13 protein-coding genes are annotated in these 14,292 nt (G+C 68.4%); 7 read left to right on the forward strand and 6 right to left on the reverse strand.

The genetic code is table 11. From position 1 onward, the window contains the following. Positions 1 to 160: 160 nt before the first annotated feature. Entirely contained in the window at positions 161 to 1,147 is a 987-nt protein-coding gene (fabD, locus tag K9U40_RS08570; protein WP_282889794.1) for an ACP S-malonyltransferase, read from the reverse strand. Positions 1,148 to 1,354: 207 nt separating this feature from the next. On the opposite strand from fabD, the gene K9U40_RS08575 reads away from it, so the two are divergent. From K9U40_RS08575 to guaB, 7 genes are all read left to right on the forward strand, one after another. Further along, entirely contained in the window at positions 1,355 to 2,374 is a 1,020-nt protein-coding gene (locus K9U40_RS08575) for a polysaccharide deacetylase family protein (protein ID WP_282889795.1), read from the forward strand. Positions 2,375 to 2,738: 364 nt separating this feature from the next. Next, on the forward strand, positions 2,739 to 3,197 hold the full coding sequence (gene rpsF, locus K9U40_RS08580; RefSeq protein ID WP_282889796.1) for a 30S ribosomal protein S6: 459 nt from the start codon (positions 2,739 to 2,741) through the stop codon (positions 3,195 to 3,197). Further along, positions 3,197 to 3,457: a 30S ribosomal protein S18 gene (gene rpsR / locus K9U40_RS08585; protein ID WP_282889797.1), complete on the forward strand. Its 261-nt coding sequence runs from the start codon at positions 3,197 to 3,199 to the stop codon at positions 3,455 to 3,457. Before rpsF ends, rpsR begins: the two co-directional genes overlap by 1 nt. Positions 3,458 to 3,589: 132 nt before the next feature. After that, positions 3,590 to 4,546, forward strand: a complete 957-nt coding sequence (locus K9U40_RS08590) for a DUF2232 domain-containing protein (protein WP_282889798.1) — start codon at positions 3,590 to 3,592, stop codon at positions 4,544 to 4,546. A 42-nt stretch (positions 4,547 to 4,588) separates the two neighbouring features. Next, positions 4,589 to 5,170 (forward strand): 50S ribosomal protein L9, encoded by a 582-nt coding sequence (gene rplI, locus K9U40_RS08595; protein WP_282889799.1) that lies wholly within the window; start codon positions 4,589 to 4,591, stop codon positions 5,168 to 5,170. Between the two features lie 398 nt (positions 5,171 to 5,568). After that, positions 5,569 to 6,834, forward strand: coding sequence for an SAM-dependent methyltransferase (locus K9U40_RS08600; RefSeq protein ID WP_282889800.1), 1,266 nt, complete (start codon positions 5,569 to 5,571; stop codon positions 6,832 to 6,834). A 229-nt stretch (positions 6,835 to 7,063) separates the two neighbouring features. Then, a complete protein-coding gene (gene guaB, locus K9U40_RS08605) occupies positions 7,064 to 8,596 on the forward strand; it encodes an IMP dehydrogenase (RefSeq protein WP_282889801.1) in 1,533 nt (510 codons plus the stop codon). Between the two features lie 16 nt (positions 8,597 to 8,612). Here guaB and K9U40_RS08610 read toward each other — a convergent pair whose 3' ends face one another. The 5 genes from K9U40_RS08610 to K9U40_RS08630 all read right to left on the reverse strand — a co-directional run bounded on the left by K9U40_RS08610 (position 8,613) and on the right by K9U40_RS08630 (position 14,290). Beyond that, entirely contained in the window at positions 8,613 to 9,002 is a 390-nt protein-coding gene (locus K9U40_RS08610) for an ion channel (RefSeq protein ID WP_282889802.1), read from the reverse strand. 281 nt (positions 9,003 to 9,283) lie between these two features. Continuing rightward, positions 9,284 to 9,619 carry a hypothetical protein gene (locus K9U40_RS08615; RefSeq protein WP_282889803.1) on the reverse strand — a complete coding sequence of 112 codons (336 nt, stop codon included), beginning with the start codon at positions 9,617 to 9,619 and terminating at the stop codon, positions 9,284 to 9,286. Positions 9,620 to 9,750: 131 nt separating this feature from the next. Further along, the gene (ppx, locus tag K9U40_RS08620) at positions 9,751 to 11,307 is read right to left on the reverse strand and encodes an exopolyphosphatase (RefSeq protein WP_414114992.1); all 1,557 of its coding nucleotides are present in this window, start codon (positions 11,305 to 11,307) and stop codon (positions 9,751 to 9,753) included. Beyond that, positions 11,273 to 13,492: an RNA degradosome polyphosphate kinase gene (locus K9U40_RS08625; protein ID WP_282889804.1), complete on the reverse strand. Its 2,220-nt coding sequence runs from the start codon at positions 13,490 to 13,492 to the stop codon at positions 11,273 to 11,275. Before K9U40_RS08625 ends, ppx begins: the two co-directional genes overlap by 35 nt. Positions 13,493 to 13,567: 75 nt before the next feature. Continuing rightward, positions 13,568 to 14,290, reverse strand: a complete 723-nt coding sequence (locus tag K9U40_RS08630) for a chromosomal replication initiator DnaA (protein ID WP_282889805.1) — start codon at positions 14,288 to 14,290, stop codon at positions 13,568 to 13,570. Between the last annotated feature and the right edge of the window lie 2 nt (positions 14,291 to 14,292).

The following is a 14,292-nucleotide window of genomic DNA, read 5'->3' on the forward strand; positions in this document are numbered from 1 at the left end:
GTGCCGGAACGGGCGAAGGCGTTTTGTTGGGGCAGCGTTCTGCCCCCTCCCAATCCTCCCCCGTCCCAACTCGGCTGTTGCCGAGTTGGGTACGCAAGACAGAAGCCGGATATATCCGGCTTCTGAACGGGAGAGGGCTTCAGGTCCGTGAAATCGCGCCTCAGGCCGCTGAGGCGGCGGCGTTGCGGGCGGCGATGAAGGCCGCCACGTCTTCCGGCGTGCCCACGGCGCTGGCGACGACCGACTTGTCGATGCGCTTGACGAGGCCGCACAGCACCTTGCCGGCGCCGACCTCGACCATGCGCGTCACGCCCGCGCCCGCCATGTAGATGACGCTCTCGCGCCAGCGCACGGTTCCGGTCACCTGCTCCACCAGCAGGCGCACGATCTCGGCCGGGTCGGTGACCGGGGAGGCGCGCACATTGGCCACCAGCGGCACCCGCGGCGTCATGACGGTGGAGCCGGAGAGCGCCACTTCCATGGCCTCGGCGGCCGGACCCATGAGGCGGCAATGGAAGGGGGCGGACACCGGCAGGAGCAGGGCCTTCATGGCGCCCTTCTCCTTGGCGATGACGATGGCGCGTTCCACCGCCGCCTTGGTGCCGGAGACCACCACCTGGCCGGGGGCGTTGTCGTTGGCGGCCTCGCACACGTCGTCGCCGGCGGCTTCCGCGGCGACCGCCACCGCCTGGTCGTAGTCGAGGCCGAGGAGGGCAGCCATGGCGCCTTCGCCCACCGGCACCGCCTCCTGCATGGCGCGGCCGCGGATGCGCAGCAGCCGGGCGGCTTCCGTCACGGTGAGGGCGCCGGCGGCGGCAAGGGCCGAATATTCGCCGAGCGAATGGCCGGCCACGAAGGCGGCCTCGCGGGCGAGGTCCAGTCCGGCCTCGCTCTCAAGCACGCGCAGCGCCGCGAGCGACACCGCCATGAGCGCCGGCTGGGCATTGGCCGTGAGGGTCAGCGTCTCGATGGGGCCGTCCCACATCACCTGCGTCAGACTCTCGTTGAGGGCGGCATCCACTTCGTCGAACACGGCCTTCGCGGCCGGGAAATTGTCCGCCAGCGCCTTGCCCATGCCCACGGCCTGGCTGCCCTGGCCGGGGAAGATAAAGGCGGTCTGAGATCCTGTGCGCGGCCCATCCGACATGCGCGGCCCTCCGGTTATGAAATTTGGGGAGGGCAGAGACACCCGGAATGTGGGCGAGTCAAGGCGAGGGAGCTTGACTTTGCGGAAGGAGGGGCGTTTGCCTCTTCCGCTTCACATTTTATGCATAAGGGCTAGGCGAACTTGTGCGTAGGGCGTGAACGAAACCGGGCTATGGTCGCCCGGCGCAGACATGGAAAGTGGTCCGTCGTGAAGGCTTCCTGGGGATTTCTCGCATTTGCCGCCGTGGGCCTGATGGGCCTTGGCTCGGCCTCCGGCCAGACCTTCCAGCCGGCGCCTTCCGGCAAGCCCCTCGCCACCATGACGCCGACCGGGACCTTCGCCGCGTCCCAGACCGCCGCCGAGCCGCCGGCTCCCGCGGCCGGCATGGCCGCGCCGGCGGCAACGCCGGCGTCCGCCGGGACCTCGCCGCAGAAGCTGGTGGCCTATTCCTCCGCGCTGGTGGACGGGCCCTACATCGCCATGACCTTCGACGACGGCCCGAACCCCGAGACCACGCCCCGCCTGCTGAAGATGCTGGAGCAGCGCGGCATCAAGGCCACCTTCTTCGTGCTCGGCAGCCGGGCGACGGCCTCGCCCGCCATCATCAAGCAGATGATCGCGCAGGGCCACGAGGTGGCGAACCATTCCTGGGACCATCCCCAGCTGCCCAAGATTTCGGTGGCGGCCGCCGACAGGCAGATCGGCGACACCAACGCCGCCATTGAGCAGATCACCGGCAAGTCGCCCCTCTACGTGCGCCCGCCCTATGGCGCCATGACCCCGGCGCTGCGCGCGCATCTGCGCGAGAAGTTCGGCTCGACCTTCATCTACTGGTCGGTGGATCCGCTCGACTGGAAGGACCGCAATGCGCAGGTCATCTACGACAGGATCGTGTCCCACGCCCATCCCGGCGCCATCGTGCTCGTCCACGACATCCACCCCACCACGGTGGACGCGATGCCCAAGACGCTCGACGACCTCAAGGCCAAGGGCTACAGGTTCGTCACCGTCTCCGAACTCATCGCCATGAACAAAGGCGTGCCGGAGCCGAAGGTGGCCTCCGCCACCCCCGCGCCGAAGAAGAAGCCGAAGCCGGCCAATCCGGCATCCGCATCTGCGGCCGGCGCCAGCGGCGGCATGGCGCCGAAACCGGTCTCGGCCAAGCCCGCGTCGGCCAAGCCGACCACGCCGGCCCGCAATTCCAGCACCAGCATGGGCCTGTTCTGAGCGGGGCGGCCTCCTGAGGAGTGACGCGAGCCGTATTCCTGCTTGAAGCGGCGCATCGGCGCTGCTTCCTCTTCCTCTTGCGGGAAGGGGGCAAGACCGCGCCTCGTTTCAAGCAGAGACACGGCCCTTCGGCTGCGAAACTTGCCTTCCGCGCAGAACCTGCTATACGCCCCGCTTCCGTCGCACCCGGCCGGGGGCTGAACGGACGGTTCTTCCTTGCCTTGGCGTCGATCGGCCCGGGTCAGGATGGAAAGGGCAAGCGCCCGTCGTCCCGTGTCCCCGCCTTCCGAGCTTCGCGCCTTTCCGAAAGGCAAGAAGGGCTTGGCGCCGGTGGGCGGAAGTGAAACGAAAGGCACACGAACACATGCCGCTTTACGAGCACGTGTTCCTCGCGCGCCAGGATGTCACGGCGCAGCAGGTCGAGGAACTCACCACCCGATTCAAGGGTGTCATCGAGGCGAATGGCGGCTCGGTCGGCAAGACCGAGTACTGGGGCGTGAAGTCCCTGACCTATCGCATCAACAAGAACCGCAAGGCGCACTTCACGCTCCTGAACATCGACGCCCCCGCGGCGGCGGTTCAGGAACTGGAGCGCCAGCAGCGCATTGATGAGGACGTCCTGCGCGTCCTCACCCTGCGCGTCGAGGAGCACGAGGAAGGCCCTTCCGCCATGCTCCAGAAGCGTGACCGCGACGACCGCGGCGAGCGTGGGGAACGTGGCGATCGCGGTGATCGCGGCGACCGCGGCTTCGGTGGTCGTGAGGACCGCCCGCGCCGTCCGCGTCCCACTGAAGAGGCCCACGGCGGCGAGGAGGAAGTCTGATGGCGTTCGCTCAGTCCGGTGGTGCCGGCGGCGGCCAGCGCCGCCCCTTCTTCCGCCGTCGCAAGACCTGCCCGTTCTCCGGCCCCAACGCGCCGAAGATCGACTACAAGGACGTGCGGCTCCTGCAGCGCTACATCTCCGAGCGCGGCAAGATCGTACCCTCGCGCATCACGGCGGTTTCCGCCAAGAAGCAGCGTGAGCTGTCCGCCGCCATCAAGCGCGCGCGGTTCCTGGGCCTGCTGCCCTTCGTGATCCGCTGATCCATTCGCCCGCCCCGACGGGGCGGGCGTCTCCCTTTTTGTGGCGACGCGCCGTGGGAAACCGTTCCCGGGGCGCCTGCTGGGGTGGAGCGAAGATCCGCCTCTAACCGCGTCAGCGGGACAGCTTGTCGGATGGCACTTCTTATCCTCATCGGCCTGGCCGCCGGATCGGCCTCCGCACTGCTTGCCGCCGGCGTCGCGGCGGGTGCGCTGCTGGCCGTGCCTCTCTTCTATCTCTCGCCCCTGCCGGTGATGATCGCCGGCATCGCCTTCAGCCCGCTGGCGGCGGCCATCGCCGTGGCCACGGGCGGCGCTGGGCTCTGGGTCGCCTTCGGCGGCACCTTCCTCATCACCTATCTGGTGGCCCTCGGCGGCCCTGCCCTCGGCCTGTCCTATGCCGCCATGCTGGCCCGGCCGGATCCGGCGGGCCGTGACGGGCTGGTCTGGTTTCCCGTGGGCGGGCTGGTGCTGCTCGCGGCGGGGTTCGCCGCCGTTTCCGTCGCCGTCGCCCTGTTCGCCATGGCGCAGGACTATGACGCCTACCGCTCGGCGGTCACCGTTGCCTTCCAGACGCTGGTGGAAAGCCAGGGCCTGCCCGCCGGAGCCGGAGGACGCGACCCCGGCGCCATGGGCATCCTCATCGCGGCGGTCCTGCCGCCCATGGCGGCCACGATCACCATGGTGTCGCAACTGGTCAGCCTCTATCTCGCGGCCCGTGCGGCGCGGGTCTCCGGCCGGCTCGCCCGGCCGTGGCCGAGCCTTTCCGCCTTCCGGCTGCCGCCCGTGACGTCGCTGGTGCTCGCCGTGGTGCTGGCCTTGTCCATGGCCGGCGGCCTCTTCGGCCTTGCGGCCTCCGCCGCCGCCGCGACGCTCGCCGGCGCCTATGCGCTTGCGGGCTTCGCAGTGGTGCACGCCGTCACCCTCGGGCATCCGGCGCGGCTCCTCCTCCTCGGTGCCCTGTGGGTCACTTCCGCCGCGCTGGGGTGGCCGGTGCTGGCCATGGCCGTGCTCGGCTTCGCCGACGGCATGTTCGACTTCCGCTCCCGCATGCCGACCAGCAAGGGCCCGCCGGCAGCCAACGACCGCTGACTTTCAGAAAATCCCAACCGAATACGAACAGGAGAAACCAAGATGGACGTCATTCTTCTCGAGCGCGTCGCCAAGCTCGGCCAGATGGGCGAAGTGGTGAAGGTGCGCGACGGCTACGCCCGCAACTTCCTGCTGCCGAACGGCAAGGCCCTGCGCGCCACCAAGGCGAACAAGGAACGCTTCGACACCATGAAGATCGAGCTTGAGGCCCGCAACCTCGAGCGCAAGCAGGAAGCCGAGGCGGTGGCCGAGAAGCTCAACGGCCAGAGCGTGGTCATGCTGCGCCAGGCGGGCGAGAGCGGCCAGCTCTACGGCTCGGTCTCCACCCGCGACATCGCCGATGGCCTCACCGCGGCCGGCTTCACCGTCGATCGCCAGCAGGTCGTCCTCAACCACCCCATCAAGGCCCTGGGCCTGCATGTGGTGCCGGTGACCCTGCACCCGGACGTGGAAGTGACCGTGAAGGTGAACGTCGCCCGCAACGCCGAAGAGGCCGAGCGTCAGGCCCGCGGCGAGGACGTGCGCACCGCCCGCGACGAGGATGCCGAGATCGAGGCCGAACTGGCCATCGAGCGCGCCGAGGTCGCCGCCGAACTGGCGGCCGAGGAAGGCGCCGAGGGCTGAGGCTCTCGCTCTTCGCCATCGCGCGGAGGCCTTGATCCGAAGGAAAGCAAACGGCGTCCCGGCTTCGGCCGGGGCGCCGTTTTGCATTCGCACGGCGCCGGGCGCCGGCTCGCGGTCACGTGACGGCGGAACGGGCGCCGTCGCCGGGGAGCATATTGCGACGCTGCGGCCTTGGTGGTTTCATGAAACCCGTTGCGGCCATCCAGGCGAGCCGGACGAAGCCTGCTGTGTCTTGCGGTGTCCTTGCGGCATTTGCGACAACGGTCGAACGAAGCCGGCCATAGGGCGTTTTCACAGACGCCGGGCCTTGGCGCGCCGGAATGCGCCCGCCCGCGGGAGAGCGCTCCAGCCAGGAGCGGGGAGAAAGGGTTTCAGGCACAAGGTGGTGGAGGCGGCCGATGGAGCGGTTGCTGGAAAAGGTCTTGCGGCGGGTTGTCGTTCACGGCGCCCTGAAGGTCACGACCGCGTCCGGTCACGAAATGACCTTGGGGAATGTGTCGCAAGGGCAGGCGCCTGTCGCGGTCCGCATCACTTGCCCCGCAGTCCAGCGCGACATCTGCCTCGACCCGGAGCTGAAGCTCGGCGAAGCCTACATGAACGGCACGCTGGTGATGGAGGACGGCACCATCGCCGATTTCCTGGATCTGGTGATGGCGCAGCCGTTCGCTGTGAATCCCACAGCGCCGGCCAAGCTGCTCTATCTCGCGCGGCGGCTGTCGCGCCGGATCGCCCAGTTCAATCCGCCCGGCCGTTCCCAGCGCAACGTGGCGCATCATTACGATCTCGACGGCCGCCTCTATTCGCTCTTCCTTGATCACGACCGGCAGTACAGCTGCGCCTATTTCGAGCATGAAGGGCAGAGCCTCGACGACGCCCAGCTCGCCAAGAAGCGCCACATCGCCGCCAAGCTCATGCTTGATCGGGCCGGCCTCGACGTGCTGGACATCGGCTCCGGCTGGGGCGGGCTCGGCCTCTACCTCGCGGAGATGGCGGGGGCGAAGGTCGAGGGTGTCACGCTCTCGACGGAGCAACTGGCTCTGGCCCGCAACCGCGCCGCCGAACGCGGCCTCGCCGAGCGGGTCACCTTCACCCTGCGCGACTACCGCGACGTGGAAGGGCCGTTCGACCGGATCGTGTCGGTGGGCATGTTCGAGCATGTGGGCGTGGACCATTTCGGCACCTTCTTCCGCAAGGTCAAAAGCCTCCTGAAGGACGACGGCGTGATGCTGCTGCACGCCATCGGCCGCTCCGATCCGCCTGGCGTCACCAACCCCTTCATAGCCAAGTATATTTTCCCCGGCGGCTACATCCCGGCCCTGTCGGAGGTGCTGCCGCACATCGAGCGGGCGGGCCTCGTGGTCACGGACGTGGAATTGCTGCGCCTGCATTATGCCGAGACGCTGAAGGCCTGGCGCCAGCGCTTCCTCGCCCGCCGGGAGGAGGCCGCCCGTCTCACCGACGACCGCTTCTGCCGCATGTGGGAGTTCTATCTCGCCGCCAGCGAGATGGCGTTCCGCCATCAGGGCCTGAACGTGTTCCAGATCCAGCTCGCCGGCCGGCAGGAGGCGGTGCCACTCACCCGCGACTATGTGACGGCGGCGGAGGACCGCCTGCGGCGCGCGGAAGCCGCCGCCCGCACGCCGCTGCGCCTCGCCGGCGAATAGAGGGGACAAGGGAGCTGCACGCGCGTCCGGCCCGGCGGCCCGGCGTGGGATCGGCGCGGCCTGCCGCTGCGCGCATGGGAGCGTTGCAGCGAATGCTTCGCAACGGGTCTTCTATTCGTCGTGCACTCATGGTATCGGCCACTGCCAACTCGTAGCGGGGTGCGTGACCGCAACCCGTTCCGGCCCCCATCCTGCGGCCCGGCTTGCGTGCCGCCTTAAGGAGTTGGCTATGACCACCCCGAATGCGAACGTCCCCCCCTTCGCGGAAGCTGCCGGCGGCCGTGCGCCGTTCCGCGAGGCGCTGACGTTCGACGACGTGCTGCTGACGCCGGGCCCTTCCGAAGTGATGCCCGGCGAGGTGGATGTCGCCACCCAGCTGACCAAGTCCATCACCCTCAACCTGCCGATCATTTCCGCCGCCATGGACACGGTGACCGAATCGCGCCTCGCCATCGCCATGGCGCAGGCCGGCGGCATCGGCGTCATCCACCGCAACCTCACGCCCGAGATTCAGGCCGAGCATGTGCGGCAGGTGAAGAAGTACGAATCGGGCATGGTGGTAAACCCGGTCACCATCCATCCCGATGATACCCTCGCCGACGCCCTCGCCCTGATGAAGCGCTACGGCATTTCCGGTATTCCGGTGGTGGAGCGGGGCACGGGCGCCATCGCCGGGCGGCTCGTTGGCATCCTCACCAACCGTGATGTGCGCTTCGCCAAGAATCCCGAGCAGCGTGTGGCGGAGCTGATGACGAAGGAACGGCTCATCACCGTGCGCGAGGGCCAGGTGAACCAGGAGGAGGCCAAGCGCCTCCTGCACCAGTACCGCATCGAGAAGCTGCTGGTGGTGGACAATGACGAGCGCTGCGTCGGCCTCATCACCGTGAAGGACATAGAGAAGGCGGTCGCCTACCCCCACGCCGCCAAGGACGAGCAGGGCCGGCTGCGGGTCGCCGCCGCCACCACCGTGGGCGCCGATGGCTTCGAGCGCACCGAGCGCCTCATCGACGCCGGCGTGGACCTCGTGGTGGTGGACACCGCCCACGGCCATTCCCGCAAGGTGCTGGAGCAGGTGGAGCGCATCAAGAGGCTCTCCAACAAGACCCAGATCCTCGCCGGCAACATCGCCACCGCCGACGGCGCGCGGGCGCTGATCGACGCCGGCGCGGACGCAGTGAAGGTGGGCATCGGCCCCGGCTCCATCTGCACCACACGCATCGTGGCGGGGGTGGGCGTGCCCCAGCTCACCGCGGTGATGGACGCGGTGGAGGCGGCCCACGCCACCGGCACGCCGGTGATCGCGGATGGCGGCATCAAGTATTCCGGCGACCTTGCCAAGGCGCTGGCGGCCGGCGCCTCCGCCGCCATGGTGGGCTCCCTGCTCGCCGGCACCGACGAGAGCCCCGGCGAGGTGTTCCTCTATCAGGGCCGCTCCTACAAGTCGTATCGCGGCATGGGCTCGGTGGGCGCCATGGCCCGCGGCTCGGCCGACCGCTATTTCCAGGCGGAAGTGCGCGACACGCTCAAGCTCGTGCCGGAAGGCATCGAGGGCCAGGTCGCCTACAAGGGCCCTGTGGGCGCGGTGCTGCACCAGCTCGCCGGCGGCCTGCGGGCCGCCATGGGCTATGTGGGCGGGCGCACGCTGAAGGAGTTCCGCGAGAAGGCCCGGTTCGTGCGGATCTCGTCCGCCGGCCTGCGCGAGAGCCACGTGCACGACGTGACCATCACCCGCGAGAGCCCGAACTACCCAACCAGCGTGTGAGCAGCGGCGGCCCGGCTCAGGTCGAGTCCGGGCCGCGCATGCGCACGACGAACTCCACCAGGAACGCGGTGGACCAGGCGACCATCATCGGGCCGATGAGGGATTCAAAGCCGGCGATGGCGCGGAAGGACTTGGCGATGGATACGCCGTCCGCGCCCAGCGTGGTGTAGGTGGAGATGGAATAATACAGGGCGTCGTGCGGGTCCGCGATGGCGCCGAGCGCGACGTAGGCCGTTGCCCAGATGCAGCTCTCGAACATGTGGGCAAGGCTGAGGCTCAGCACGGTCGTGCTGATGATCACCGCCTCGCGGAACACGTGGTCGTGGTAGCTTTTGCCACGGATGCGCCGGCTGAGGCGGCGGCGGACGATCGCCAGCGCGATCGCATGGGAGACCACCGTAAGCATTGCCAGCGCGATACACACCGCAAGCAACGCCAGATACGCGCCCGATCCTATTCCCCCATCCATATCCCGTGCCGGCCCCGTCAACGCGGTATCGCGCGTCGAAGCAGCCTACCTGCTTCCGGCGACGCGGAAAATCGCTGGGAGGAAAATCGCCGGTCCGTCGGCCCTTGGAGCGCGGCCCGAGCAAATTGGTTCGGTTTGCTTGGTGAAGCGCCCTCTAAAATCAAGAAAGAGAAGGCGTTGTCCGATCAGCTTGCGATGCAAGCAGATCGGCGCGTGCTCTAGGCGCCTTCGCGGTAATCGCGGGCGGAAGACTTGGGCGGGGTCACGTCGATCATGCCATTCTCGTCCGGCCTGCGTTCGGAGTTGCCGAATGGCTGTCCGCTGCGCAGGTCGAACACCCGCACCGAGCCGAAGGAGGACGAGAAGCCGCCCCGGCCCATGCCCGGCGCCCGGCCGGTGACGAGGGCATAGACGCCCCCGCCGAGGACCAGAGCCGTGATCACGATGCCGGCCACGACGATGAGGCCGCCCACGAGGGTGAACAGCGCGAGGCCCACGAGGCCCGCGACCACGAGGCCGGCAACACCGCCAAACAGGTTCAGAAGCTGTTTCATGGCACCAGCGTGAAGGTGGAATGGGGCGGACTTGCGACTGTACCGCGCCGCCGGTGTGGTGCACGGTCACGGATATAGAAGCAATTCGCGCGAACCGTTGCCTGGTTCGCGCGAAACCGCTCTGGGCGCCCTCAGTCGCCCTGTGCGAGCAATGGCTCGCGGCCGATGAGCTTGGCAAGCTGGCGCAGGCGATTATAGACCCGGTCGTTGACGAGGGAGACCAGCTTGCGCGGCACGCTGAGCACCAGCTGGTCACCCTGTACCGTGAGCGGCATCCGGGGCAGGATGCCGGGCATGGCCGCCGACAGCACGTAGGCCACCCGCATGACCGCACCGAGGATGCGTGCACGGTCGAGCATGCCCGTGGTCAGCAGCTCCAGGATCCGGGTATCCGATTCGTCGGTATTCAGACCCATGTGCCGGAAATAGACCGAGAGGGCGATATAGGCCCGTCCGGGGTGATCAATGCAGGCAAGGGCCGCGTGGGCGATCATATTGAGGCTCTGCTCGCCCCGGTAGTCGGGGTGGGCGCGCCAGCTGACGTCCGCGAGGAGGCAGGCGGCGCGGCGCAGGCGCTTCTCGTCCTCCGCTTCCTCCAGCACCGGCGCCGAGGCGAAGAAGCCGTCGGTCCAGGCCACGAGATCCTCGCCGTGGTGCGGCGAGCGGGAGCGCAGCACGTTCATCTCGGCTGCCGCGATCAGCAGCGGGTCGCGGGCGCGCTCTTCCTCGGGCATGAGGGAGTTCAGCAGGCCCTCGCGCACGCCGAGGGCGGAAATGACCACCTCCGACGGCTTGCCCTGCCGCACGATGTTCTCCAGCACCAGCGCGCCATAGGCGAGGAGCGGCCGGCGCGCGTCGGAAACCACGTCGATATGGGCGAGGGCCTCGGCATCCGCCCGGTGCACGATGCGGGTGAAGTCCAGCGCCTCGCGGGCCGGTATCACGTAGCCGTGCATCACGTGGAGCGGATAGCCCTTGGTGAACATGTGCAGGCGCGCCAGTGCCCGCCAGGTGCCGCCCACCGCGTAGAAGGTGCGGCCGGCCAGGTTCGCGAGCACCTCCGCCTCGGGAATGGTATCGCGAACGATCTTCTCGGCCTTGCGCGGCGAGCGGGCGGAGCGGTCCTGCAAAGCAAGGCCGCCGAGGGGCAGGGTGACGCCGGCGCCGACGGACCGGCCCTTCACGTCCACCAGTTCCAGCGAGCCGCCGCCGAGATCACCCACGATGCCGTCCGGCGCATAGATACCGGCCACCACGCCGGCGGCGGCGAGCTCCGCCTCGCGCTTGCCGGTGAGCAGCTCGATCCGGGTGCCGCAGATGGCCTCGCACTCGGCGATGAAGGCGGGGCCGTTCTCGGCGTCGCGCGCGGCCGCGGTGGCGAGGGCATGGACCTCGCCCACCTCCATGGCATCGCACAGGGCGCGAAAACGCTTCAGCGCCGCATAGGCACGGTCCACCGCATCCTGCGGCAGGCGCCCGGTGGAGAGCACCTCGCGGCCCAGCCCGCACAGGGCCTTCTCGTTGAAGATGGGCGTGAGCGCGCGGCTCAGCCCCTCATAGACCACGAGGCGGACCGAGTTGGAGCCGATATCGATGACCGCGACCGGCGCCCCGGTGAAAAGCCGGCCAGGCGCTCGGGTAACCTCCTCGCCGTCAGCGACGGACGAAGAGGCTACGCGGCGAAGAATCTTTGAGAGACTTTCCACGTCCGGACAAGCTCGGGTTGGTCATGAAATACTGATGGGCGTTGAACGGCTCTTCGCCCGGCGCCGGGACTATGCGTTCGGAGGAACCGTCGGGCAAGACGTGCCAGCTCTGCTGGTTGTCGATAAGGTTCGCGACCATGATCTGGTCGAGCACCTGCTCGTGCACCGTGGGGTTGGTGATGGGGCACAGGGTCTCGACCCGGCGGTCGAGGTTGCGCGGCATCAGGTCCGCCGAGGAGATGTAGACCACCGCGTTCGGGCTCGGCAAACCGTGGCCGGCGCCGAAGCAGTAGATGCGCGAGTGCTCCAGGAAGCGGCCGACGATGGACTTCACCCGGATATTCTCGGAAAGCCCCGGAATGCCCGGCCGCAGGCAGCAGATGCCGCGGATGACGCAATCCACCTGCACGCCGGCGGCACTTGCCGCGTACAGCGCGTCGATGATCTCCGGGTCCACCAGCGAGTTGCACTTCAGCCAGATGGCGGCCGGGCGGCCGGCCCTTGCGAATTCGATCTCGTCGGCGATGTTCTTCAGGAGCCGCGGCTTCAGGCCGGTGGGGGAGACCGCCATGGCGTCCAGCTCGCCGGGGGTGGCATAGCCGGTGATGAAGTTGAAGATGCGGGCCACGTCCTGGGCGATCACCGGATCGGCGGTGAAGAAGGAGAGGTCGGTATAGATGCGCGCGGTGATGGGGTGGTAGTTGCCGGTGCCCACATGCACGTAGGTGGCGAGCTGCGCACCCTCCCGGCGCACCGCCATGGAGAGCTTGCCGTGGGTCTTCAGCTCGATGAAGCCGAACACCACCTGCACGCCGGCCCGTTCCAGGTCTCGGGCCCAGCGGATATTGGCTTCCTCGTCGAAGCGGGCCTTGAGCTCCACCAGGGCGGTCACCGACTTGCCGGCCTCCGCCGCCTCGGCCAGCGCCTTCACGATGGGGCTGTCGGAGGAGGTGCGGTAGAGGGTCTGCTTGATGGCGACGACGTTGGGGTCGCGGGCGGCCTGGCGGAGAAACTGAACCACCACGTCAAAGGATTCATAAGGGTGGTGAACCAGTATGTCCTTCTCGCGAATAGCGAGAAAGCAGTCTCCGCCGTGGTCGCGGATGCGTTCGGGAAATCGGGCATTGTAGGCCTGAAATTTCAGGTCCGGCCGGTCCACCGAGACCAGCTGCGAGAATTCGTTCAGGGCGAGCACGCCACCCACCACGAAGATCTCGTCGTCGTTCACGCCCAGCTCGCGGGCGACGAAATTGCGCAGCTCGGCCGGCATGGCGGCATCCGCCTCCATGCGGATCACCTCGCCGTAGCGGCGCTGCTTCAGCGCGGTCTCGAACAGGCGGACGAGATCCTCCGCCTCCTCCTCGATCTCAAGGTCGCTGTCGCGCACCACCCGGAACACGCCCTGGCCCTTCACCGCATAGCCGGGGAAGAGACGCGAGATGAACAGGCCGATCATCTGCTCCAGGGTGATGAAGCGCATCGCGCCGGTGCCGAGGTCCGGCAGGCGGATGAAGCGTTCCACCTTGGCGGGAATGCGGATCAGCGCGTTCATGCCCCGGCCGTCGGCCTGCCGCACCAGCTGGAGGGCGAGCGAGAAGCCGAGGTTGGGGATGAAGGGGAAAGGGTGCGCCGGATCAATGGCGAGCGGTGTGAGTACCGGGAAGACGTGGTTGAGGAAGTGGCGGTCGAGCGCCGCCAGGTCGTCGGCGGTCACCTCGGCGCCGTCCACCAGCACGATGCCGGCGGCGGCGAGGTCGTGCCGCAGTTCCAGCCAGCGGCTCTGCTGGTCGGAGATGAGCTGGGCCGCGCTGGCGAGGATGGTGGCGAGCTGTTCGGACGGGGTGAGGCCGTCCGGGCTCGGCGTCTGCACGCCCTCGCGCACCTGCTCCTTCAGGCCCGCCACGCGGACCATGAAGAATTCGTCGAGATTGTTGGCCGAGATGGAGAGGAAGCGCAGCTGCTCCAGCAGCGGGTGGCTGCGGTTTTCCGCCTCCTCCAGCACGCGGCGGTTGAAGTGCAGCCACGAAATCTCGCGGTTGATGAAGCGCTGCGGCAATTGCGCCAGCGCATTCGCGTCGCCCGCCGTAAGAGCGCCGTTCGCACCATTGGCGTCGGCCAGATTCGCATCGGCGGGATTCGCGTCGGTAAGAGCTGCAGCTTCGTTCATACCCATGCTCGGTCCCCCGCAGTTTGGCCGGACCATGGCCGCGTTAGATGACTACTCTATGACGCGTCGCCGGCGTCAGTCCTCTTCCCCGTGGACGCCGGGAGCGGACGGGTTCTCGCCAAGCTCCTTCAATACCTGGGCGGCCAGCGCCCGCGTCACGGGCCGGCGGGCAGCGAGGGCGGCGGTATCCAGGGCCTCGACGATGCGCTTGGCGCCCGCGACAGTGCGTTGCATGCGCAGGAGCAGGTATTGGACGGTTGCTTCGTCCACCGAGAGCTGGCGGTCGGCGAACAGCTTCACCAGCACCGCCGCCAGCAGCGCGTCGTCCGCCGGCGCGATCTCGAACACCGGCACCGCCCGCAGCCGGGAGGCGAGGTCGGCGGTGGCGAGGCTGAAGGTCGAGGGCGGCGTGCGCGCTGTCATCAGCAGGTAGGCCTGCTGTTCGCGGGCGAGGTTGAGCAGGTGGAACAGGGCGGCCTCGCTGAAGGTGCCGGCCTCGAGATCCTCCAGCACCAGCGCGCCGGTGGCGAGAGCGTCCGGCACCCCTTCGCGGCCAAGGTCGCGCACGTCGAGGATCCGCGCCCCCGAGCGCTCGGCGAAGATCGCGGCGAGGTGGCTCTTGCCCGCCCCCTCCGGCCCCACGAGGCACACCACGCGGGCCGGCCATTCGGGGAAGGCGTCGATGAGCGCCAGGGCGGCCGCATTGCCCGCCGCGGCGAGGAAGTCCTCGCGACGCAAGGCGGGCTGTGCCGGCAGGTCGAGCGGCAATTGGCGCGGACGATCGTCGCGCTCGGTCATGC

Source organism: Xanthobacter autotrophicus, assembly GCF_030015065.1.
Classification (GTDB): domain Bacteria; phylum Pseudomonadota; class Alphaproteobacteria; order Rhizobiales; family Xanthobacteraceae; genus Xanthobacter; species Xanthobacter autotrophicus_D.

Coding starts and splice junctions, on each gene's coding strand:
- fabD (WP_282889794.1), bottom strand. CDS start 1,147: ATGTCGGATGGGCCGCGCACAGGATCTCAGACCGCCTTTATCTTCCCC.
- rpsF (WP_282889796.1), top strand. CDS start 2,739: ATGCCGCTTTACGAGCACGTGTTCCTCGCGCGCCAGGATGTCACGGCG.
- rpsR (WP_282889797.1), top strand. CDS start 3,197: ATGGCGTTCGCTCAGTCCGGTGGTGCCGGCGGCGGCCAGCGCCGCCCC.
- K9U40_RS08590 (WP_282889798.1), top strand. CDS start 3,590: ATGGCACTTCTTATCCTCATCGGCCTGGCCGCCGGATCGGCCTCCGCA.
- rplI (WP_282889799.1), top strand. CDS start 4,589: ATGGACGTCATTCTTCTCGAGCGCGTCGCCAAGCTCGGCCAGATGGGC.
- K9U40_RS08600 (WP_282889800.1), top strand. CDS start 5,569: ATGGAGCGGTTGCTGGAAAAGGTCTTGCGGCGGGTTGTCGTTCACGGC.
- guaB (WP_282889801.1), top strand. CDS start 7,064: ATGACCACCCCGAATGCGAACGTCCCCCCCTTCGCGGAAGCTGCCGGC.
- K9U40_RS08610 (WP_282889802.1), bottom strand. CDS start 9,002: ATGCTTACGGTGGTCTCCCATGCGATCGCGCTGGCGATCGTCCGCCGC.
- K9U40_RS08615 (WP_282889803.1), bottom strand. CDS start 9,619: ATGAAACAGCTTCTGAACCTGTTTGGCGGTGTTGCCGGCCTCGTGGTC.
- K9U40_RS08625 (WP_282889804.1), bottom strand. CDS start 13,492: ATGAACGAAGCTGCAGCTCTTACCGACGCGAATCCCGCCGATGCGAAT.
- K9U40_RS08630 (WP_282889805.1), bottom strand. CDS start 14,290: ATGACCGAGCGCGACGATCGTCCGCGCCAATTGCCGCTCGACCTGCCG.